The 20,331-nt window shown below is 60.5% G+C and carries 19 protein-coding genes; 8 read left to right on the top strand and 11 right to left on the bottom strand.

Features of this window, described 5'->3' with window-relative positions:
- Window positions 1–25 precede the first annotated feature (25 nt).
- Window positions 26–1,330: a serine hydroxymethyltransferase gene (gene glyA, locus OQ287_RS14375; RefSeq protein WP_250938140.1), complete on the bottom strand. Its 1,305-nt coding sequence runs from the start codon at window positions 1,328–1,330 to the stop codon at window positions 26–28.
- Window positions 1,331–1,593: 263 nt separating this feature from the next.
- Complete coding sequence (locus OQ287_RS14370) at window positions 1,594–2,640, bottom strand: GlxA family transcriptional regulator (RefSeq protein ID WP_250938141.1); 1,047 nt, start codon at window positions 2,638–2,640, stop codon at window positions 1,594–1,596.
- A 355-nt stretch (window positions 2,641–2,995) separates the two neighbouring features.
- On the opposite strand from OQ287_RS14370, the gene OQ287_RS14365 reads away from it, so the two are divergent.
- From OQ287_RS14365 to OQ287_RS14340, 6 genes are all read left to right on the top strand, one after another.
- Window positions 2,996–3,694: a glutathione S-transferase family protein gene (locus OQ287_RS14365; protein ID WP_250938142.1), complete on the top strand. Its 699-nt coding sequence runs from the start codon at window positions 2,996–2,998 to the stop codon at window positions 3,692–3,694.
- A 145-nt stretch (window positions 3,695–3,839) separates the two neighbouring features.
- Window positions 3,840–4,871 carry a LacI family DNA-binding transcriptional regulator gene (locus OQ287_RS14360; protein ID WP_250938143.1) on the top strand — a complete coding sequence of 344 codons (1,032 nt, stop codon included), beginning with the start codon at window positions 3,840–3,842 and terminating at the stop codon, window positions 4,869–4,871.
- 74 nt (window positions 4,872–4,945) lie between these two features.
- Window positions 4,946–5,728 (top strand): sugar phosphate isomerase/epimerase family protein, encoded by a 783-nt coding sequence (locus tag OQ287_RS14355; RefSeq protein ID WP_250938144.1) that lies wholly within the window; start codon window positions 4,946–4,948, stop codon window positions 5,726–5,728.
- Window positions 5,725–6,693, top strand: a complete 969-nt coding sequence (locus OQ287_RS14350) for a sugar kinase (protein WP_322974133.1) — start codon at window positions 5,725–5,727, stop codon at window positions 6,691–6,693. The genes OQ287_RS14355 and OQ287_RS14350 overlap by 4 nt, the downstream gene beginning before the upstream one ends.
- Window positions 6,694–6,738: 45 nt before the next feature.
- Window positions 6,739–8,022 carry an MFS transporter gene (locus OQ287_RS14345; RefSeq protein WP_250938145.1) on the top strand — a complete coding sequence of 428 codons (1,284 nt, stop codon included), beginning with the start codon at window positions 6,739–6,741 and terminating at the stop codon, window positions 8,020–8,022.
- Between the two features lie 43 nt (window positions 8,023–8,065).
- On the top strand, window positions 8,066–9,058 hold the full coding sequence (locus tag OQ287_RS14340) for a 2-hydroxyacid dehydrogenase (protein WP_250938146.1): 993 nt from the start codon (window positions 8,066–8,068) through the stop codon (window positions 9,056–9,058).
- Between the two features lie 41 nt (window positions 9,059–9,099).
- On the opposite strand, the gene OQ287_RS14335 is transcribed toward OQ287_RS14340, so the two are convergent.
- The 7 genes from OQ287_RS14335 to OQ287_RS14305 all read right to left on the bottom strand — a co-directional run bounded on the left by OQ287_RS14335 (window position 9,100) and on the right by OQ287_RS14305 (window position 16,203).
- Window positions 9,100–10,455 (bottom strand): MFS transporter, encoded by a 1,356-nt coding sequence (locus OQ287_RS14335; RefSeq protein WP_250938147.1) that lies wholly within the window; start codon window positions 10,453–10,455, stop codon window positions 9,100–9,102.
- A gap of 102 nt (window positions 10,456–10,557) precedes the next feature.
- A complete protein-coding gene (locus tag OQ287_RS14330) occupies window positions 10,558–11,277 on the bottom strand; it encodes a GntR family transcriptional regulator (RefSeq protein WP_265896889.1) in 720 nt (239 codons plus the stop codon).
- A 267-nt stretch (window positions 11,278–11,544) separates the two neighbouring features.
- Window positions 11,545–12,507, bottom strand: a complete 963-nt coding sequence (locus tag OQ287_RS14325; RefSeq protein WP_265896888.1) for an N-acetylmuramoyl-L-alanine amidase — start codon at window positions 12,505–12,507, stop codon at window positions 11,545–11,547.
- A gap of 61 nt (window positions 12,508–12,568) precedes the next feature.
- The gene (gene phoR, locus OQ287_RS14320; RefSeq protein ID WP_265896887.1) at window positions 12,569–13,894 is read right to left on the bottom strand and encodes a phosphate regulon sensor histidine kinase PhoR; all 1,326 of its coding nucleotides are present in this window, start codon (window positions 13,892–13,894) and stop codon (window positions 12,569–12,571) included.
- A gap of 18 nt (window positions 13,895–13,912) precedes the next feature.
- The gene (gene phoB / locus OQ287_RS14315) at window positions 13,913–14,602 is read right to left on the bottom strand and encodes a phosphate regulon transcriptional regulator PhoB (protein ID WP_250938151.1); all 690 of its coding nucleotides are present in this window, start codon (window positions 14,600–14,602) and stop codon (window positions 13,913–13,915) included.
- 140 nt (window positions 14,603–14,742) lie between these two features.
- Window positions 14,743–15,615: a 4-hydroxybenzoate octaprenyltransferase gene (ubiA, locus tag OQ287_RS14310; RefSeq protein WP_265896886.1), complete on the bottom strand. Its 873-nt coding sequence runs from the start codon at window positions 15,613–15,615 to the stop codon at window positions 14,743–14,745.
- A 45-nt stretch (window positions 15,616–15,660) separates the two neighbouring features.
- Complete coding sequence (locus tag OQ287_RS14305) at window positions 15,661–16,203, bottom strand: chorismate--pyruvate lyase family protein (RefSeq protein ID WP_265896884.1); 543 nt, start codon at window positions 16,201–16,203, stop codon at window positions 15,661–15,663.
- A 298-nt stretch (window positions 16,204–16,501) separates the two neighbouring features.
- On the opposite strand from OQ287_RS14305, the gene OQ287_RS14300 reads away from it, so the two are divergent.
- Window positions 16,502–16,777, top strand: coding sequence for an HU family DNA-binding protein (locus OQ287_RS14300; RefSeq protein ID WP_250938154.1), 276 nt, complete (start codon window positions 16,502–16,504; stop codon window positions 16,775–16,777).
- A gap of 88 nt (window positions 16,778–16,865) precedes the next feature.
- On the top strand, window positions 16,866–17,228 hold the full coding sequence (locus OQ287_RS14295) for a hypothetical protein (RefSeq protein ID WP_265896883.1): 363 nt from the start codon (window positions 16,866–16,868) through the stop codon (window positions 17,226–17,228).
- Between the two features lie 3 nt (window positions 17,229–17,231).
- On the opposite strand, the gene recG is transcribed toward OQ287_RS14295, so the two are convergent.
- Window positions 17,232–19,319 carry an ATP-dependent DNA helicase RecG gene (recG, locus tag OQ287_RS14290; protein WP_250938156.1) on the bottom strand — a complete coding sequence of 696 codons (2,088 nt, stop codon included), beginning with the start codon at window positions 19,317–19,319 and terminating at the stop codon, window positions 17,232–17,234.
- On the bottom strand, window positions 19,316–20,239 hold the full coding sequence (locus OQ287_RS14285; protein ID WP_250938158.1) for a hydrogen peroxide-inducible genes activator: 924 nt from the start codon (window positions 20,237–20,239) through the stop codon (window positions 19,316–19,318). The genes recG and OQ287_RS14285 overlap by 4 nt, the downstream gene beginning before the upstream one ends.
- Window positions 20,240–20,331: the final 92 nt, after the last annotated feature.

The following is a 20,331-nucleotide window of genomic DNA, read 5'->3' as shown; positions in this document are numbered from 1 at the left end:
ACTGTCCGATCTCGATCGGCGTGGATCAGATGGCAGCGGCGTGTTCGCCGACTGCTGCAGTGTCTTTTTGGCCATAGACCGGGTAGCGGGAGCACAGTGTCGCCACCTTGTCACGTACCTGCGCTTCTACCTTGTCGGTGGATTCCTGGGTGGCCAGTACGTCGAGCAGATCACAGATCCAGCCTGCAAGTTCCCTGCAGTCATCTTCGCCAAACCCGCGTGAGGTAATGGCCGGAGTGCCGATACGAAGGCCGGAGGTCACAAACGGGCTCTGGGGGTCATTGGGCACGGTATTCTTGTTGACGGTAATGCAGGCACGGCCCAGTGCGGCGTCTGCATCCTTGCCGGTCACGCCCTGCTTGATCAGTGATACCAGAAACAGGTGATCTTCCGTACCGTTGGACACGACATCGTAGCCGCGCTCGATAAAGGTATTTGCCATCATGCTGGCATTGGTCAGTACCTGACGCTGATAGCTGACAAACTCCTGGCTCATCGCTTCCTTGAAGGCCACGGCCTTGGCGGCGATGACATGCATCAGGGGGCCGCCCTGCTGACCGGGGAAAACCGCGCCATTGAGTTTCTTGTACAGGTCGGCATCGCCATGTGCGGACAGGATCATGCCGCCACGAGGCCCGCGCAGGGTCTTGTGAGTCGTGGTGGTCACGACGTGGGCATGAGGCAGCGGGCTCGGGTAGAGGTCTGCTGCGACCAGACCGGCGATATGCGCCATATCGACCATCAGCCACGCACCAACGTTATCGGCAATGGTGCGGAACCGGCGCCAGTCGATCACACGGGAGTAGGCAGAGAAGCCGGCAATGATCATTTTGGGCTTGTGTTCGTTGGCCAGCTGCTCGACTTCGTCGTAATCGATTTCGCCGGTTTCGGTATTGATACCGTACTGAACTGCGTTGTAATGCTTGCCGGAGAAGTTGGGCGCGGCACCGTGAGTCAGGTGGCCACCATGGGCCAGGCTCATGCCCAGAATGGTGTCACCGGGTTTGACCAGTGCCATGAAGACGGCTGCGTTGGCCTGAGCACCAGAGTGTGGCTGTACGTTGGCGTAATCGGCGCCGAACAGGTCGCAGGCACGGTCGATGGCCAGCTGTTCGACCTTGTCAACGAACTCGCAGCCACCGTAGTAACGCTTGCCGGGATAACCTTCCGCGTACTTGTTGGTCAGCTGTGACCCTTGCGCCTGCATGACAGCACGGCTGGTGTAGTTTTCCGAGGCAATCAGCTCGATATGAGCTTCCTGACGCTCGACTTCTTCAGCGATGGCGGACGTGATCAGGGGATCGCAGATGTTCAGATCTTCATGGTTCATGGAGATAACCCGGCTTGGTGTCTTGTGGTTGTAAGCCCCTGTGAACCTGGTGGCTCATCTCAGGCCGCTCGGAGTGTCTGTCGCTCATCATTGGCCTTGTGTGAGGTGAAATGATTGAACGTTTGCGACAAATCTTTTGTAGAAAGCCTTCAATTCGCTTATATCGCTGATTTTTAAACGTATTTATTTTTGAATCTGGCGCAGAAGGACAGATGCGCCGACATGGCGGGAGGAATGGGCAACAGCACGTGGCAGGACGGAACCTACCGGGCGGTGTCATCACCGATATGAAGGAAGAAAGGGTCGACCAGCGGGGAGCGGGCGCTTTTGGGCAGCTTGCGTATTTCCGATGGGGACACGCCAAAGGCGTCACGGAAATGACGGGAAAAATGGGCTGTGTCCGAAAATCCGCAGCGGTCGCCGATATCGGTCACACTGGACTGTGTGTAGCTCAGCAACCAGTACCCATAACGAAGTCGCAGATCGCGGGCAAACTTCTGAGGACTGATGCCCAGCTGTTCCTTGAAGCGACGCTCCAGACTTCTTCGTGAGGTGCCAAGCCGTCCTGCCAGTTCATCCACGGTCAGAATCGTGCCCAGGTGTTGCTCGAACATGGAAATGGCACGCCGTACCATCGGGTCGGCTACCCGGTTGAATACCACTGGTTGAGGCTGCGGATGTGCACCTTCCCGCGGTTCATCAATCAGCATGATGTGCAGGCTTTTACGGGCCCAGGAGCGGCCAAGGTGACGCTCGACGAGATAGGAGGCCAGGTCGGCCGAGGCAATGCCGCCGGCGCAGGTCAGTCGATCGCCGTCATCAAGGTAAAGCCGGTCTGCTACCGGCTCGATGGCCGGGTAGCGAGAGGCTAGATCCCGGTGGTGGTACCAGCTGACGCAGCACCGGCGTCCCTCCATCAGCCCGGCCTGAATCAGGGAAAATACACCGGTACACACCCCGATCAGCGGCACCTGCCGGGTGGCAGCCAGACGCAGATAATCGAGGGCCTGCTGATCCTGCTGGTCGTCTTCGGACAACACGCCGCCGATGACCACGATGTAGTCAAAGCGCTCCGGCTCCGCCAGCGGCTCGCAGCCGGTCATGATGGCGCCATTGCTGGAGGTCACATCCTTGCCATCTGATGTCATGAAGCGCCATTTACAGTGTACCTGGCGGCTTCTGTCTCCATCGTCGGCTGCCAGCCTGAGGCAGTCCACGAATGCCGAAAACGGCAGCATGGTAAAGCGCTGGAGCAGCACAAATCCCACTGACAACGGAACTTTGGGTGAGGCGTAAACGTCTGGCGGCATGAAACAGGCTCCGGCCCATGAGCGAACATTCTTGTTTTTCTAGTGCGTATCCAGGGGGACAGGCCGTACCTGCGCCACCATGGTGCCCGAGACGGCACGGCAGGTACGCTGCCGGTTTGTCCGGTGTAGTTTAACCGGGATCGAAAACACCCGGCACCAGGACTTTACGGTGTTTTGCCTGCCTGGCGCTGACCTGGTTGTCCGGTATCAGTGCCGCGCCGAACCTGTCCCTGGTTTTTACTGCATGGCACAGGCAATGTCATATTCTGCGGTACCTTTGTTCGGGGTGCTTTCCCCATTACGCCGTCGGATGTATGTATCAGCGCCCAACCCCATGATTCTCAAGGAAGTGTCCGTGTCACGCCATCTTTATATTGCCAACAGAAACTACTCCTCCTGGTCCATGCGTCCCTGGGTATTGATGCACGCACTGGATATCCCCTTCAACGAGATCATGGTTCCGTTTGTTCATGGGGATCGGCAGCCACAGTTTGATGCCTTCTCGCCTACCGGAAAGGTGCCTTGCCTGGTGGACGGTGAGGTAACCGTCTGGGACTCGCTGGCCATCTGTGAATACCTCGCCGAAGGCACCCCGGGTGTCTGGCCGGAGGCGCCAACAGCCCGGGCCTTTGCTCGCTGTGCGGCGGCCGAAATGCACTCCGGCTTTCCGGCGCTGCGTAACGAGTGTTCGATGAACTGCAGTCTGACCATTGACATGGGCACTCCCGGCGACGCGCTGGAGCAGGACCTCAAGCGACTCGAGTCACTCTGGTGCGAGGGCCTGGACCGGTTTGGCGGCCCCTGGCTTGCCGGAGAAGCCTTTACTGCGGCAGATGCGTTCTATGCGCCGGTGGCGGTGCGTCTCAAGGGATACCAGCTGCATCTGGGAGAGCAGGCGATGGCGTATGCCGCTCGATTGCTTGAGCATCCTTCGGTCGCTGTCTGGATCGCCGAGGGCATAGCTGAACCTGATCGCGAAATGTCTCATGAAAACGATTGTATACGTGACCGGTGCGTGGTCGAGGATGCCCGGATTGCCTCGCCGCTGACTTGAACATTGGTCCAGGTGTATGTAGTCAAAGCTCACCGATTTACGCAGATAGTCTCATTTCAGTGCCGGTGAATAACCGGCACTATATCCATTATTGGAACCGTTCCCATTAATTTTCTCAGGGAAATCCGCGAGGAGTATATCGTCCATGCCCCGACCACCTGCGCGTCCACGCTTGACCATTCTGGATGTCGCCCGGGACGCCGGCGTTTCCAAAACCAGCGTGTCGCGTTATTTCGGACCGGAACGGTCGTTGCTGTCCGAATCGATGCGGACTCGCATCGAGGCCTCCATCTCCCGGCTGGGCTTTTACCCCGACCGGATTGCCAGCAGCCTGCGTGGTCGACGCACCGGACTGATCGGCATGCTGGTCGCCGACATGCGCAACCCGTTTACCGTGGCCATGATTCATGGTGCCGAACAGGCCTGCCGGGCTCGCGGATACTCGCTGGTGGTGTGCAATACCGACAGTGATGATCTGCTCGAACAGCGTCACCTCGACGTGCTTCAGGGCTATAACGTGGAAGGCCTGGTCGTCAATACGCGAGGACACAGCGTGGCGCCACTGGTGGCCCGGTTCGAAGCCGGTCTGCCGATGGTGATGGTGGATCGCCACCTGCCCGGGCTTGCCTGTGACATGGTGGGACTGGACAACGCGCAGGCCATGCATCTGGCGATGACGCACCTGGCGGAGCAGGGATATCGAAAGGTACTGATGGTAACGCCGCCGATACCGGGCATCAGCTCACGCGAGGAGCGTACAGCCTGCTTTGAATCGGAAGCACTGCTGTCAGGGCTTGAGAGTGAGTTGTTCGAAGTGGACCTGGACAACGAACCGGCACGACTCGGCGAGCGTCTGGCCGGCTGGCTGGATGAGGCTCCGGCCTGCCGAGGCGCGATTCTGACCGGTAATGGCGTGGTCAACCTGGCGGTCTGCCAGGCGCTGCATCAGCTGATGCCCGCGCCGCTTGAGCGAACCGGCCTTCTGGGCATTGATGAGCTGGAATGGTGTGCACTGGTCGGCCCGGGGATCTCCACGGTTGAACAGCCGGTGGGGGCCATGGGCGAGGAAGCCATCATACGGCTTCTTACCCGTATAGAGGGTGATGCCGAAGCGCCCGTACACCGTACGTTCGAGGCCACGCTGAATGTGCGTGGCAGTACCGCACGGGTGGACTAGGCGGTCACCTCGCCCCGCTTTGGGAACGTTACCAAAGACTGAGAATGATGGTTTGTAACTACAAGGAAATATCGATGGGTCCCGTATTTGTCTGCACGTCTGCGTTTGGAAGCGATACCGTTCGCCGGCTGGGGCAGCCGGCCGTGCTGAGCTGGATTGCAGACGCCGGCGCGGCCGGTGTTGAGATCAGGGAGGAACTGCTGGGCGGCACGGATGCCGAGCTTGAAAAGCTGGCAGCACTGGCCATTGATCGCCACCTGCTGGTGGTTTATTCCGCCGCGGCGCCCCTGTTTGATCAGTCCGGCACGCTGGATATGCCCGCGCTGCGGCGCGCCGCTGACCGAGCGCTCAAATGCGGAGCCGGCCGATTGAAATGCGGGCTGGGTCATCTGCCCGCTGCAGGTGTCGAGGCCGGTGCAGATGCACTGGCACGCTGGCTGTCAAGCTCCACCATGCCGCTGACGATCGAAAATGATCAAACCCGGGATGGGGCCAATCCGGCGCGTCACGAGGCGCTTCACAAGGCGCTGGCCGAACGGCTGCCCATGGATCGCCGGCCCGGGGCAACACTGGATCTTGGCAACGGGCACTGGACCGACCATGACATCGCCGGGAGCGTGACCCGAATGGCGCCCTGGATCGATTACGTGCATTGCAAGGCTGCAGTGTTTCGCAATGGTGGCTGGGAGGCCTGCGTCCCGAATGTCGTAACGCGAGCGCACTGGTCATCGCTCTGGAAAACCCTGCCGGAGACGTTGCCCCGTGCCATCGAGTTTCCTGTGCCGGCCGAGGATGTCATCACTCTGGCGCACTGGATTGAAACGTTGAACGAGTTACCCAAGGAGCACTGTGCATGAGCATGTCCCTTCCTTCCTGTGATGTGATCGCCTTTGGCGAAACCATGGCCATGATGGTGGCCGAGACCGAAGGGTCTCTGGCTTCGGTCATGCGCTTTCACAAGCGCATCGCCGGCGCTGACAGCAATGTCGCCATCGGGCTTGCCCGGCTAGGGCTGGATGTCAGCTGGGTCAGCCGGGTAGGACAGGACAGTCTGGGACAATTCATCATTGATGCGCTGGCGGCTGAGGGAATCGACGTATCCCGGGTTCAGGTAGACCCGCGTTACCCGACCGGTTTTCAGTTCAAGTCCCGACGTGACGATGGCGGTGACCCGGAAGTCGAGTACTTCCGTCGCGGCTCAGCCGCCAGCCACATGGCCCCGAACGACCTGCCGGACGACCTGATCGCGAGTGCCCGTCACCTGCACTGCACCGGGATTCCGCCAGCCCTGGGGGCCTCGGTTCACGACCTGACGCGCCACGCCATGGCGACCATGCGTGCACGTGGCGGGTCCATTTCCTTTGATCCCAACCTGAGGCCGGGCCTGTGGCCGGATACTGACACCATGCGGCGCGCCATCAATGCGCTGGCCTTCGATGCAGACTGGGTGCTGCCGGGCCTGGCGGAAGGTGAAATCCTGACCGGCGAAACCACCGCCGAGGGCATCGCGGCATTTTATCTGGAGCAGGGCGTCAAGGAGGTGGTGATCAAGCTCGGGCCGGAAGGCGCCTGGTATCAGAGCGCCACTGAGGCATTCATGGTTCCCGGCGTCAGGGTCGACCGGGTAATCGATACCGTGGGCGCCGGTGACGGCTTTGCCACAGGCTATATCAGCGCTCGGCTGGATGGCGAGTCGCCCCGCGCCTGCCTGCAGCGTGCCAATCAGATCGGCGCGCTGGCGGTACAGACCCGGGGTGACATGGAAGGCCTGCCCACCCGAACCGAACTTGAGCGGGCGCTGGCGGCCCATCGCCCCGTATAGGATCACTCACCCATCGTCGGAAGGTCCGGCAAAAGGAGCATCACGATGAGACATCTGCCCGTTCGGCGCTGGTGGTATTTGATGCCGATAGTATTCATCACCTACTCACTGGCCTATGTAGACCGTGCCAACTACGGATTTGCCGTGGCGGGTGGCATGGCTGATGACCTGAACATCACGCCGGCGGTGTCCTCGCTGCTGGGGTCACTGTTTTTTCTCGGCTACTTCTTTTGTCAGGTACCCGGGGCGATTTATGCGGAAAAGCGCAGCGCCAAGGTACTGATCTTCTGGTGCCTGATTGCCTGGAGTGCGCTGGCGACGCTCACTGGCATCATTCCGAACGTCAATGCGCTGATCGTTATTCGCTTCCTGCTGGGCGTGACCGAGGCGGCCGTCATGCCGGCGATGCTGGTGTATCTGAGTCACTGGTTTACCCGGGCCGAGCGGTCACGAGCCAATACCTTCCTGATCATGGGCAACCCGGTCACCATTCTTTGGATGTCAGTGCTGTCAGGGTACCTGATCGAGCACACCGACTGGCGCTGGATGTTCATCATTGAAGGGGTGCCCGGGCTGATCTGGGCCGTTTTCTGGTGGTTCCTGGTGGTCGACAAGCCGGAACAGGCCACCTGGCTCAATGATGATGAAAAGACTGCCATTCGTCAGTCGCTGGCTGAGGAGCAGCGCGATCTGAAGCCGGTCAAGAATTACATGAGTGCCTTCAAGACGCCGCAGGTACTGCTGCTATGCCTGCAATACTTCTGCTGGAGTATCGGTGTCTACGGCTTTGTCCTGTGGCTGCCGTCGATGCTGTCGAAGGCTGGCAGCCTGGATATCGTTTCCACCGGCTGGTTGTCCTCTGCGCCATATCTGGCGGCAGTCATCGGCATGCTGCTGGTCTCATGGGGGTCCGATAAATACCTGAATCGACGACACTTTGTCTGGCCACCGTTGTGTGTCGCGGGGCTGGCGTTCATGGGCTCCTGGATCCTTGGTGCCGATCATTTCTGGTGGTCTTATGCGCTGTTGATCGTGGCCGGCTTTGGTCTTTATGCGCCCTATGGTCCGTTTTTTGCCATCATTCCCGAGCTGCTGCCAAGCAACGTGGCGGGCGGGGCCATGGCACTGGTCAACTCCTGTGGCGCGCTGGGCGGATTTCTGGGTGCCTATGGTGTGGGTTATCTGAACGGCATGACCGGCAGCTCCTCGGCGTCCTATATTGCCATGGGGTCTGCACTTCTAGTCTCGGCGGCACTGATACTGTGCGTCAGGCCTGCCACGGAAAAGGCACCCAGGGGCGAAGCCGTCGCGGCAGCGGCGTCTCGCTGAACCACCACCTTCTTGCATGCTTGTTCAGAGTCAGGGGAATGTTATGTCAGATAAAAAAACCGTCATCGTGTACCAGCGTCCGCTCAAGCCCGATCTGATGGCGCGGCTGGAGCAGGCCTGCCACGTGCTGGACTTCACCGGCCGGTCGAATCTGACCCGGGACGAGGAGTTTCTGGCTGCTCTGCCAAAGGCCCACGGGCTGCTGGGCGCCAGTGTCAGGCTGGACAGGGCCCTGCTTGAGCGTGCCGAGCACCTTGAAGTGGTGTCGAGCGTGTCGGTCGGGGTGGATAATTACGATATCGACTATCTGTCCAGTCGCGGGATTGTGCTGTGCCACACTCCGGATGTGCTGACCGAGACCACCGCGGATACCGCCTTCCTGCTGGTACTGGCCACGGCGCGGCGCGCCGTTGAACTTGCCACCATGGTCAAGAATGGCGAGTGGAACGCAAGCCTTGATGAGCCTCAATTCGGCGTTGATGTGCATCACAAGACACTGGGGATCGTCGGTATGGGGCGGATCGGTCAGGCCATTGCCCGTCGGGCGAAATTCGGCTTCGAGATGACCGTCAATTACCACAACCGATCACGCCATGAGACGGTCGAGAAGGATATTGGTGTCGAGTGGAAGCCCCTTGATGAGCTGCTGGCCACGTCCGACATCATCTGTGTCACCGTGCCGCTGTCTGAGCAGACCCGGCACATGTTCGGCCAGCCTCAGTTCGAAGCGATGGGCCCGGATGCTCTTTTCATCAATATTGCCCGAGGTGGTGTCGTCGATGAGGCCGCACTGATCACGGCGCTGGAGCAGGGCACGATTCGTGCCGCAGGGCTTGATGTGTTCGAGGTCGAGCCGTTGCCGGCAACGTCGCCACTGACCCGGCTCGATAATGCCGTAACCCTGCCCCACATCGGCTCTGCCACGCATGAGACCCGTTATGCCATGGCCGAGCTTGCCGTGCAGAACATGGTGGCCGGCCTCAAGGGTGATCGGCCACCGAAACCCTTCAACTGGGACGCTTTGGCATCCAGCTAAGCCTTTGCACGTTCACGCCGGCAAACTGGCGTGAACGTCTGTCATGTCCTGCCGTCCGGTCGAGTTGCCTGTTTGTTCATTTCCGCGGGTGATTTGCCCAGTATCAGCAGGGCTGCCACGGCAATGGCCGCGCCGAGAGCCATGATTACCGCCACGCCTTGCAGTCCCAGGCCCATGGTGAAAAGCACCCCCACCACGATCGGTGACAGCGCGGCTCCGCCCCGTCCAACACCAATGGCAAAGCCGGTGCCGGAAGCTCGGTGCGCGGTAGGAAAGCGCTGGGCAAACAGGGCATACAGGCCCACCACGCCGGCATTGGTGCAAAACCCGGTAAGGCCGGCCACCAGAGACATGTGTGCCAGCGAATTGGCGCCCTGACCGAACCAGATCACCGTGACGACCGACAGGCATAGTGCGGCCATGGTGATCTGGCGTATTGGCAGGTACCGGCCCAGAAGCCCCAGCAGGATGCCGCCCGAGGCACCGCCGATATTGGCCCAGATGAGCACTCCAGCAGCATGGGCGGGCGTAAATCCCATGCCTACGACAATTTCCGGTATCCATTTCAGCAGAAAATAAAAGGTGGCGATGTGCATGAAGTAGGCCAGCGTCAGCATCAGTGTGGTGCGGAGCATGGCCGGGTTGAAAATGGCCAGCGGCGATGTCTCGTCATGGTCGGTAGACACCTCCGGCAGCCGGTCCACGGTCGGGTGTCCCAAACGCCTCAGTTCACGGTTGACCTTCTCCAGTGCATGGGCCGGCCGTCGCTGGCACAGATAGGGCACGGTTTCCTTGAGCAGAATGAAGGTCAGCGGAATCATCAGTGCCGTCATGCCGGCACCGAAGAAAAAGACCGCCCGCCAGTCAAACAGCCGCAGTAACTGGGCGGCGATGGTGCCACCGACAATAGCCCCCAGCGGATAACCGATCGCCATCAGCGATACGCACAGATTGCGGCTCTTGCGGTTGGCATACTCGGCTGCCGTGGCATTGATCGAGGCGAGCATTCCGCCGATTCCGATGCCGGTGAGTACCCGCCACATGCCCAGTTCGATCACACTGCCGGCCGTGGCCGACAGCAGCATGCCCACGGTCATCAGCATCAGGCAGCCAAGGTTGGCCGGTCGGCGCCCGAAGCGGTCTGTCAGGCCGCCCAGCATGATGGATCCCAGCGACATGCCGATCAGTTCCATTGCCAGCACCACTCCGAGCTCGGCCCGGTTGATGTTCCACTCGGCCACGATACCGGGAGCAGCGAAGCTGATGGCCAGCACATCGAAGCCATCAAGTGCATTCAGGGCGACGGTGATGGCCACGGCCAGGATCTGTGCCCGCCCCATGGGCGCATCATCGAGCAGGGTACGTGGGTCGGTATGCGTGGTCTGATCTGACGTCATGGGTGATCTCTCATTGTTATTGTGATCCGGTGGGTAGTAGTACCGAGTACCGAGTACCGAGTACCGAGTACCGAGTACCGAGTACCGAGTGCCGCGTCACGTTCACGGGTGACGAATCAGTGTGCTGCCTCTCATGGCTTCGAGACTTGCCGGATGTTCGAGGGCGTTGTCCAGATTGCGCCGGGCGATATGTGCGTGCTCACGGGCGATCTGTTCAGCACGGGCACCGTCTCCTCTGGAAAGGGCATCTACCATGCAGCGGTGCTGGTCGTTGGCGATGAACAGAAGGCGGTGTGCCGGGGCCGAGTGGGCGTAGCCCATGACAAAGGCATCAGGCGATGCAAAGGGCAGGTGTGCGATGCGCGTTAGCGCTTCGCTCAGTGCGGTGTTGTCGGCAAGGGCAAGCAGACGCCGGTGAAACTCGCTGTTGAGTTCCATATAGCGGCTCAGGGCATCTTCTCCGAGATGGGGCTGTGTCACGATTTCATCGATGTGCTCGACAATCTGATGCAGCGGCTCAAGCTGCTGCGCCGAGGGCATTGCCTCTGCCACCTGGCGTGCGGCCAGACCCTCAAGCGTGCCGCGAATCTCGATGGTCTGCCTGATATAGGCCGGTGAAAAGCCACGTACCGCATAGCCGCCCCGGTCGGCTCCCTCGACAAGCCCTTCGTGCTCAAGATGAACCAGTGCTTCCCGAAGCGGGGTGCGCGACACATTCAGGCGCGCGGCCAGTGTGGCTTCCCACAGGCGCTCGCCGGCCGGCAGGGTGCCATCGAGTATCCAGCTTCGAAGTGTCAGCAGAGCTGTCAGTGACTGGCGCATGAATGCCCCCCGGGAAGGAGTACCGCGTGGGACGGCGGGCAGGTTGTATGCCGAAGGGACACCACCGCAGCGCAGATATTCAGAGAATGGCTGTGGGAAAGCATGCGTCACCTCTTACAGTGAGAGCGTGGAACAGATGTATACACATGTATCGGTATCGCGGCCAAATGGCGATATTTGCGGCAGAAATTTAGCCTAAAGCACTAGGGGATCTTGCATGTGTATACATGCGCCATCCCGAGGTCGCTGCCCCTCGCTCATCGGGGCTCAGGGCAGGCAGGAAGACGGCATGTGATCGTTGGTCTCGTCGGTGCACAGGGCTCGGGGGTGATATCTGGCCAGCAGCGCCCACAGGATGGCGGCAGTCTGTGTATCCGGCTCGCCCGAGTAATCAGCGGGCCGGAAATGCATCTGGAAGGCGCGAACGGCTGCACGAGCCTGATCATCCAGCCGTGTTACCGGCGTCACGTCATAGCCATAGGCAGCCAGGGCCGTCAGAAAGGCATGAAGAGGTGGCGGATGCCGGTTGAAATGACGCTGATAACCGGCTACTACATCATCGTTTGGCCAGGCGCCGATGCCTGCCTCGTAGAGACGTTTCCACGGGAACAGGGGGCCTGGATCAACCTTGCGCCGTGGTGCGATGTCGGAATGACCGACGATCTCGGTCGGGTTCAGGTGGTATCGCGCCTGGATGTCCCGGGCCAGGGCAATGAGGGCTTCAATCTGCGTGTCGGAATAGGGCGCCCAGCCGGCCAGCGTTCCTTCCTCGGGGCCGTCATTGACGATCTCCACGCCGATCGAGGTGTCGTTCAGGTGATGACGACCCTGCCACGCGCTGACACCGGCATGCCAGGCGCGGCGTGCTTCCGGGACCATTTGAAGCACCACGGGCACGCTGCCCGATCGGGCCGGGTTGGCGGTGATCAGGTAATGCGCGCTGACGTTCGGACCCTGAAGCGCTCGAAAGGCGGCGGCATTGTCGTCACTGGTGAAGTGCAGCACCAGAAAGCGTATGCGGTGGCTGCTGACATGTGCAGGGTAGTGGTGATCCACCCGATAGCCTGGACGGACGTCAAGGGCATGATGGTCACTGTAGGTATCGGCCGGCCCGTTGGCGCGCAGTGGCACGGGGCCTGGGTCATGCCGTTGATGAACCGCGATGGGGGCTGTGCTGCAGCCGGCAAGGAGCGCTAGCAGCACGGCCAGCCCCCAGCGAGATAAGGTCATGAAGAGCCGGGCTCCAATGATCGATGACAGGGCTCGAGCCTATCATGGGCGGGGCTCTGTTTCAGCGGGGGAAGTTGCCTGTGCCGGCCGGTGCATCCAGCCGGGAGGCGGGGAAGATGCAGCGAAAGACGGCACCCTGGCCAATATCGCTTTCGATATCCAGGCGGGCATCGTGACGCAGCAGCACATGTTTGACGATGGCCAGCCCCAGTCCGGTACCGCCGCTTTCGGTAGACCGGCTCTTGTCGACCCGGTAGAAGCGTTCGGTCAGACGTGACAGGTGAGTCGCGGAGATACCATCACCATCATCAATGACCTCGACCATGGCGCCACGCTCATGTGTGGCATAGCGGATGGTAATGGTCGACCCGTCCGGGGTGTAGCGTACGGCGTTGATGACCAGGTTTGACAGGGCGCTGCGAATTTCGCGTTCCTCGCCCAGAATTGCGCGCGGCTCTTCGACCTCGACCAGGAAATGATGACGGCCCTGGGACAGGGCCTCGCCGTCTTCCTGAATCCACTGGCACATGCTGGCCATATCGATCGGCTGACGTTCCGTCTGACGCTCGCTGGTTTCGAGCCGGGACAGGGTCAGCAGGTCATCCACCAGGTTCTGCATCCGGTGTGTCTGCCCCTGCATCTGGCCGAAGGCACGGGTCAGGCGGCGTGGCACGGTATCCGGCTGACTCGAGGCCTGATCAAGAAAGGTTTCCAGATAGCCGGACAGCACGGTCAACGGCGTGCGCAGTTCATGGGAGACGTTGGCGACAAAGTCCCGGCGGGTCTGTTCAAGTCGCTGCAGCCGAGTGACGTCGCGTACCAGCACCAGCCGTTCATTGTCACCAAACAACGTGATACGGGCTTCGATGGTGCGACCGTCATGAGCCGGTGATGAAAAAAGGACCGGCTCCTGGTACTCGCCCGTGGTGAAATAGGAAATGAAGTGCGGGTCGCGAAGGTAATTGGCCACGTGGTGACCCCGGTCGTGCCTGGCGTCCAGCCCGAGCATCTGCTCGGCGGCGCTGTTCCACCAGTCAAGATGGCCCTGGGGGTCCAGCATTACGATGCCGTCACGCATTGCCTCGGAAGATTCTTCCACACGGGTCAGTACCCGGCGTAATCGCCCCTGCAGTTGCGTCTGGCTTTTCTGGTAGCGATAAAGGCGATCAAACAGATCGCCCCAGACGCCATCCCCTGCGGGAGGCTTTTGGTGTACCGGCGCATTGAGCCAGGCATACAGCTTTTTAAGGTGCGCCAGGGTAAAGGCCATGTGCACGGCAAGCCCGAGGGCCACACCCCATCCGCCGACGCCGAGCAAGGCCCCCAGCAAGCCGAACCCGATGACCAGATAGGCCAAACGCCACAGCTCATTGGTCCAGTAGTGCATGTGTGCCTCGCAGGGTGATCAGGCCTGAATCGAAAAGCGGTAGCCGGTGCCCCGCACGGTTTGAACAAGGTTCTGCCAGGGGTCACCCAGCGCCTTGCGCAGCCTGCGGATATGTACATCGACCGTGCGTTCCTCGACATACACATTGCCGCCCCAGACCTGGTCAAGCAGCTGGGCTCGAGTATAGGCGCGCTCCTGATGCGTCATGAAAAACTGCAGCAGTCGGTACTCGGTCGGACCGATCTCGATCGGAGTGCCATTGCCGCTGACCCGGTGGCTGGACGGGTCCAGACGCAGTCCCTCCACCTCGACCACATCTTCCATGCCCTTGGGGGTGGTACGACGCAGTACGGCCTTGAGACGAGCGATCAGCTCACGGGGAGAGAAGGGCTTGACGATATAGTCATCGGCGCCGCTTTCAAGGCCGACCACCTTGTTGTCTTCCTCGCCCTTGGCAGTCAGCAGAATGACCGGAATATCCGCGGTGGTGGTGTCACGCTTGAGCCGCCGAGCCAGTTCAATACCACTGAGGCCCGGCATCATCCAGTCCAGCAGCACCAGGTCCGGCTGGTGATCGACAATCAGCGCGTGGGCATCCTGCGCATTACTGGCTTCGATAACATCAAAGTCAGCCATTTCGAGGGCAATGGCGACCATCTCCCGAATGGCCGCTTCGTCATCCACTATCAGTACGGTCCTGGACTTCATGCACCTGTTTCCCGTTGAGGTCGCGCTGTACAGGGGCAGTACGGCGCGAATAATGACAAGGTGGTGACAGTTTTAACGCGCTGGCATGACAGGAGTATGACACGTGCAATGAATATGGCCGCAGCGCGTTCCCTGGGGTGTCAGGGCCAGACCGACAGCGCAATGCCTGCAAACAGGAGTACGCCGGTCCAGTGATTGTTCAGAAAGGCCTTGAAACAGCCTTCGCGTGAACGTGTCCAGATCAGGCGCTGCTGATACAGGAAGGTCATTCCCATGCCCACAAGCCCCAGCCAGTAAAAGCCGTCAAGACGCGCGGCCAGTCCCAGCATGAACAGCAGCGCCAGTACCAGCAATTGAAGCAATCCGATGATGAATCGGTCCTGCCTGCCGAACAGCACCGCCGTCGATTTGATGCCGATTTTCAGGTCATCGTTGCGGTCTACCATGGCGTATTGAGTGTCATAGACCAGCGTCCAGGCCACATTGGCAAAAAAGAGCCACCACGCAATGGCCGGTACCTCGCCCTGTGCTGCACCAAAGGCCATCGGAATGGCCCACCCGAAGGCAGCACCCAGCACGGCCTGTGGAAAATGGGTGTAGCGCTTCATGAACGGGTAAATCGCTGCGAGCAGCGCCCCGCCAAGTGACAGCCAGATGGTAAAGGCGTTGGTCAAGCATACCAGCGCAAAGGCAAGGGCCAGAAGGGCGACGAACAGGGTCAGGGCCTCCCGGGCGCTGATGCGCCCGGTCGCCAGTGGCCGGGTACGGGTGCGCTCCACATGGCCATCGAAATCCCGGTCTGCATAATCATTGATCACGCAGCCGGCGGCGCGCATCACGTATACCCCCAGCAGGAAGATCACCAGGTTGGCACGTTCCGGCTGGCCATCGGCGGCCAGAAACACTGCCGCCATGGTCGGCCACATCAAAAGCCAGGTGCCGATGGGCCGGTCAAGCCGCATCAGTTGCAGAAAGTCGGGCAGTCGCTGAAAGGGGGGCGGCAATCGCAGCATGGCGGCGGTATCACTCCGGTAGGGGTAATAAATGTGTCGCTCAGTCTAGCGCATTGGCCCGGGCGGCGGCAGGGCCAGCGCCATCCCCATGGGAGGCAGGAAAAATTCCTGTACCAGCAGGGTGATTCGAGGGTGGGTAAATACCGAGCGGCGCCCGATGAGAGGCTGTAAATCAGGACTGGCGATCGAAGAGCATGCAGACAGAGTCATCTCGAGCGGTGAGCGCACCGTGTCTGGCTGAGTAAACAGCCAGTGCCCCAGAGGAGTACGGCCCATGCCGGCAAGAAGCTGTTGCGCGCTCGGAGTAAGCAACGCCACGGAGCGCGCCGCTACCCAGGGCGTATGGCCGCAGCAAAGCAGCACCTCACGCGTCAGCATGTAGCGGCGCCCGGACTGTTTCAGTCGGTGCTGCTCATCGGCGGCAGGCAGCCCTGTTCCTTCGTGCGTCAGCACAACTGACAAGGGGGTGGGCATGGCGCTGCTCAGGCGGGCGGTCAGCGAATCCGTGGAGGCAAGCCATGGCTGCCAGGCCCGAGGGACGGAGGGTGGCCAGGGCGTGACAGGGCGCCAGCGAGTAAAAAAGGACATGCCATCAGCTCCTTGGTGGGGGCAGCAGTATAAAGTGCGAGCTGCCATGACCCAATGGTGAGGATATGTCAGCAGGATTGATGAGATGTATCCATATGAAGGAAATCGTCGCCACCAGTGACGTAATGCTGGCTACAGGGGGGCCGTGATTGCTAGGCTAGGCCGTGTTCGACACACGGCCCCCCTGTGGAGCCGCACCAGGACAGCCGAATGCAGATCGGCTGGCGAGGGTCGATACCATTGATAATCAACAGTGCGCGGCCTCATTGCCATGCCATTGCACTTTTCAGGAGACTTTATGCGTAAGCCCGAACTTGCTGCTGCGATTGCAGAACAGGCGGATCTGTCCAAGGACAAGGCCGGTCAGGTACTGAACGTGATTCTGGATGAGATTACGAGCCAGGTTGCCAAGGGTGAAGACGTTACCCTGATCGGTTTTGGTTCCTTTACCGTGCGTGAGCGTGCCGCACGTACCGGCAAGAATCCGCAGACCGGCGCACCGCTGAACATTCCGGCAAGCAAGACTGTCGCGTTCAAGCCCGGCAAGAAGCTGAAGGATTCCGTGGCCGGTTAAGACCGAACCACTGAACGTAAATGCCGGCCATATCGCCGGCATTTTTTTTGGCCTAGGATGCAGGTATGACTCTGCCTTCGGAGGCCGTATGAAACTGCGTTTTGTCTTGTGGATGCTTGGGCAGCTGCTCAAGCGTGCCTGGCGTCGCCAGCCCGAGTTTCGCGATGCCGTAGCTGAAAAGGGGCCGTTGCATTTCGGGATCGGACTGGAAGATTTAAGCGTGGCGCGGCATTACCATCTTCATGCCGACGGGGTGGAGGCGGGCGAAGGGCTGCCGATATCGACGCAACTGGAGCTGCGCTTTCGCGATGCAGATGCAGCGGTGGCCTTTCTGAAACGGCCCTCCCCGCGGCATTTTCGTGAAGCGCTGATGAGCCATCGGCTCCGGGTAGTAGGTGATGTGGCACGCCTCGATACCCTGCAGGCGCTGTTGCGTTATCTGAGGCGCTAACGGTCAGACCTGGCCGTACCGATTGGCCTCGCGCCCGACCCAGCGCTGGATAAGCGCTTCACTGACAGTCTCGTTGTCGACCACGGCATCGGCACAGGCGCGAACACTGTCGAGCAGCCCCCTGTCGCGCGTCAAATCGGCCACTTTCATGCCGATCAGCCCGGTCTGGCGCGTTCCGAGCACTTCCCCCGGGCCTCGCAGTTCAAGGTCTTTCTCGGCAATGCGAAAGCCATCATTGGTATCGCGCATGACACCCAGTCGTTCGCGGGCCGAGCCTGACAGTGGCGGATGATAGAGCAGGACACAGAAGCTTTCGACCGATCCCCGCCCGACCCGGCCGCGCAACTGGTGCAGCTGGGCCAGCCCGAGGCGCTCGGGGTTTTCGATGATCATCAAGCTGGCATTGGGAACATCGACACCGACCTCGATCACGGTAGTGGCAACCAGCAGATCCAGCTCGCCGTCCTTGAAGGCTGCCATGACAGCCGCCTTGTCGGCAGCCTTCATGCGACCATGCACCAGACCGATGGCCAGCCCCGGCAGGTGTTCGGTCAATCGTTCAAGGGTGCTTTCAGCGGCCTGGGACTGCAGTGCATCGGATTCCTCGATCAGAGTGCAGACCCAGTAGGCCTGGCGCCCCTCGGCGCAGGCGTTTTCGATTCGATCAATGATCTCGTTACGGCGTTCATCCGGAACCACCACGGTTTTTACCGGTGTGCGCCCAGGAGGCAGTTCGTCAATCACGGAGACATCAAGGTCAGCGTAGGCACTCATGGCCAGCGTGCGGGGAATCGGGGTTGCCGTCATTACCAGCTGGTGAGGCGTAATACCGACCGCTTCCCCCTTTTCGCGCAGTGCAAGACGCTGATGAACGCCGAAGCGGTGCTGTTCATCGATAACGGCCAGTCCCAGGCGGTGAAACGCGACATCTTCCTGAAACAGGGCGTGTGTGCCGACCGCAACATGTGCGGTGCCATCGGCCAGACGCGCCTTGGCGTCCAGGCGTGATTTGCCCTTCAGGCGTCCGGCAAGCCAGTCCACCGTGAGGCCCAGCGGTTCGAACCACTGCTTAAGAGTGCGGTAGTGCTGTTCTGCCAGCAGTTCGGTCGGTGCCATCAGTGCAGCCTGATAGCCATGCGCCACGGCGCCGAGCATGGCCATTGCCGCGACCACGGTCTTGCCCGAACCAACATCGCCCTGGACCAGTCGCAGCATGGGCAACGCCCGTTGCAGATCACCGTTTATTTCGTTGAGAACACGATGCTGGGCGCTGGTCAGTGCGAACGGCAGACCGGCCAGAAAGCGAGCATTCAGGCTGGCCCCACTGCCCAGTGCCGGGGCGGCGTCCTGCTGAATGCGGCGACGTACCTGACGAAGGCTTAGCTGATGCGCCAGCATTTCCTCCAGCGCCAGCCGCGATACCATCGGGTGAGTCCCTTCGATCAACTGTTCCAGCGGTGCTTCCGGTGGCGGTCTGTGAATATAGTGCAGCGCATCGTGAAGGGCCGGCAGCGCGAAGCGGCTGCGCAGGGGGGCGGGAATCAGGTCGGGCAGGGCCGACGGCGTGGTATCGAAAATTTCCAGCGCCTGACCCATCAGTGCGCGAAGCCGTGGCTGGGGCAGGCCTTCGGTGGTGGGATAAATCGGTGTCAGCTGTTCTTCTATCGGAGCATCATGTCGCCCGACCAGCTGGTATTCGGGATGATAAAGCTCCAGTCCGGTGCTGCCGGCGCGTGCCTCGCCAAAGCAGCGTACGCGTATCCCACGAGCGAACTGGCTGGTCTGGGCCTGACCAAAGTGAAAAAAGCGCAGGGAAACGATGCCGGTATCATCCTTCATGCGGACCAGAAGGCTTCGTCGTCGCCCCACGACAACCTCGCTGGCGGTCACCTCGCCTTCGATGACCGCTTCCCGACCACTGCGCAGATGACCAATGGGCGTGATATGCGTACGGTCCTGATAGCGGTGAGGCAAGTGAAACAACAGGTCTGCCACGACGCTGACACCCAGGCGCGCCAGTTTTTCCGACAGCGCCGGCCCGACGCCCTTGAGGGCGCTGATCGGGTGGCTCAGCGTGGCCACATCACTCATGAGGTTGTGTCACCCTTTGCTGGCGGACACTTCAGTATGGCGTTGGTCAGGGCATCGATGGCCTTGGGGCGCGGGAAGCTGGTGCGCCAGGCGATGGCTACGCTACGGCTGGGTTCCGGCTCGGTAAACGGCCGGCTTTCGAGCATGCCGCTTTCATAGTGCCGGGTGCCGGTTGCCGACTTGGGCAGAATGGTAATACCCAGCCCGGAGGCCACCATGTGCCGAATGGTTTCAAGCGATCCACCTTCGGCAATCAGTGTATTGGTCGGGTTGGTGAGCTGAACGTTGAGCGCAGGGCAGGTTTCCAGAATCTGGTCCCGGAAGCAGTGGCCTTCACCCAGCAGGAGCAGACGTTCATTGAGCAGCCACTCCTTCTCGATGGCCTCATGCCTGACCCAGTCGTGATCGGTTGGAATCAGCACTTCAAAGGGCTCGTCATACATGACCTTGGTCAGCACATCGGGCTCGTTGAAGGGCAGTGCCACCACAATGACGTCCAGTTCCCCGCTGCGCAGCTTGCGCCGCAGTTCGCCGGTGAAGTTCTCTTCAATGTACAGCGACATTTTAGGGGCCAGCTGCGACAGGATGGGCACCAGATGCGGAAAGAGATAAGGGCCAATGGTATAAATCGCACCCACCCGCAGTGGGCTGGACAGCTGATCCTTGCCTTCGGAAGCCAGCTCCTTGATAACGCCGGCCTGCTCCAGGACGCGCTGGGCCTGAGCGATGATCTTTTCGCCCAGAGGGGTAACCTGAACGGTGGATTTACTGCGCTCGAACAGGGCCACCCCCAGCTCTTCCTCAAGTTTCTTGACGGCCACCGACAGCGTAGGCTGAGACACAAAACAGTGCTCTGCTGCCCGACCGAAGTGTCGTTCCTGCGCCAAGGTTACGATGTATCGAAGTTCTGTTAGAGTCATGAGCTGGCCTTCAATAGTGCCCGGCTGCAAGGATGGCATGCCGGACCGGGTCGGTGATAGCGACTAACACCATGATATCCATACCGTTGTAA

The organism is Larsenimonas rhizosphaerae (assembly GCF_026240105.1).
Taxonomy (GTDB): domain Bacteria; phylum Pseudomonadota; class Gammaproteobacteria; order Pseudomonadales; family Halomonadaceae; genus Larsenimonas; species Larsenimonas rhizosphaerae.
The sequence above is the reverse complement of the archived record's forward strand: the minus strand, read 5'-3'. Positions and strand labels throughout refer to the sequence as shown.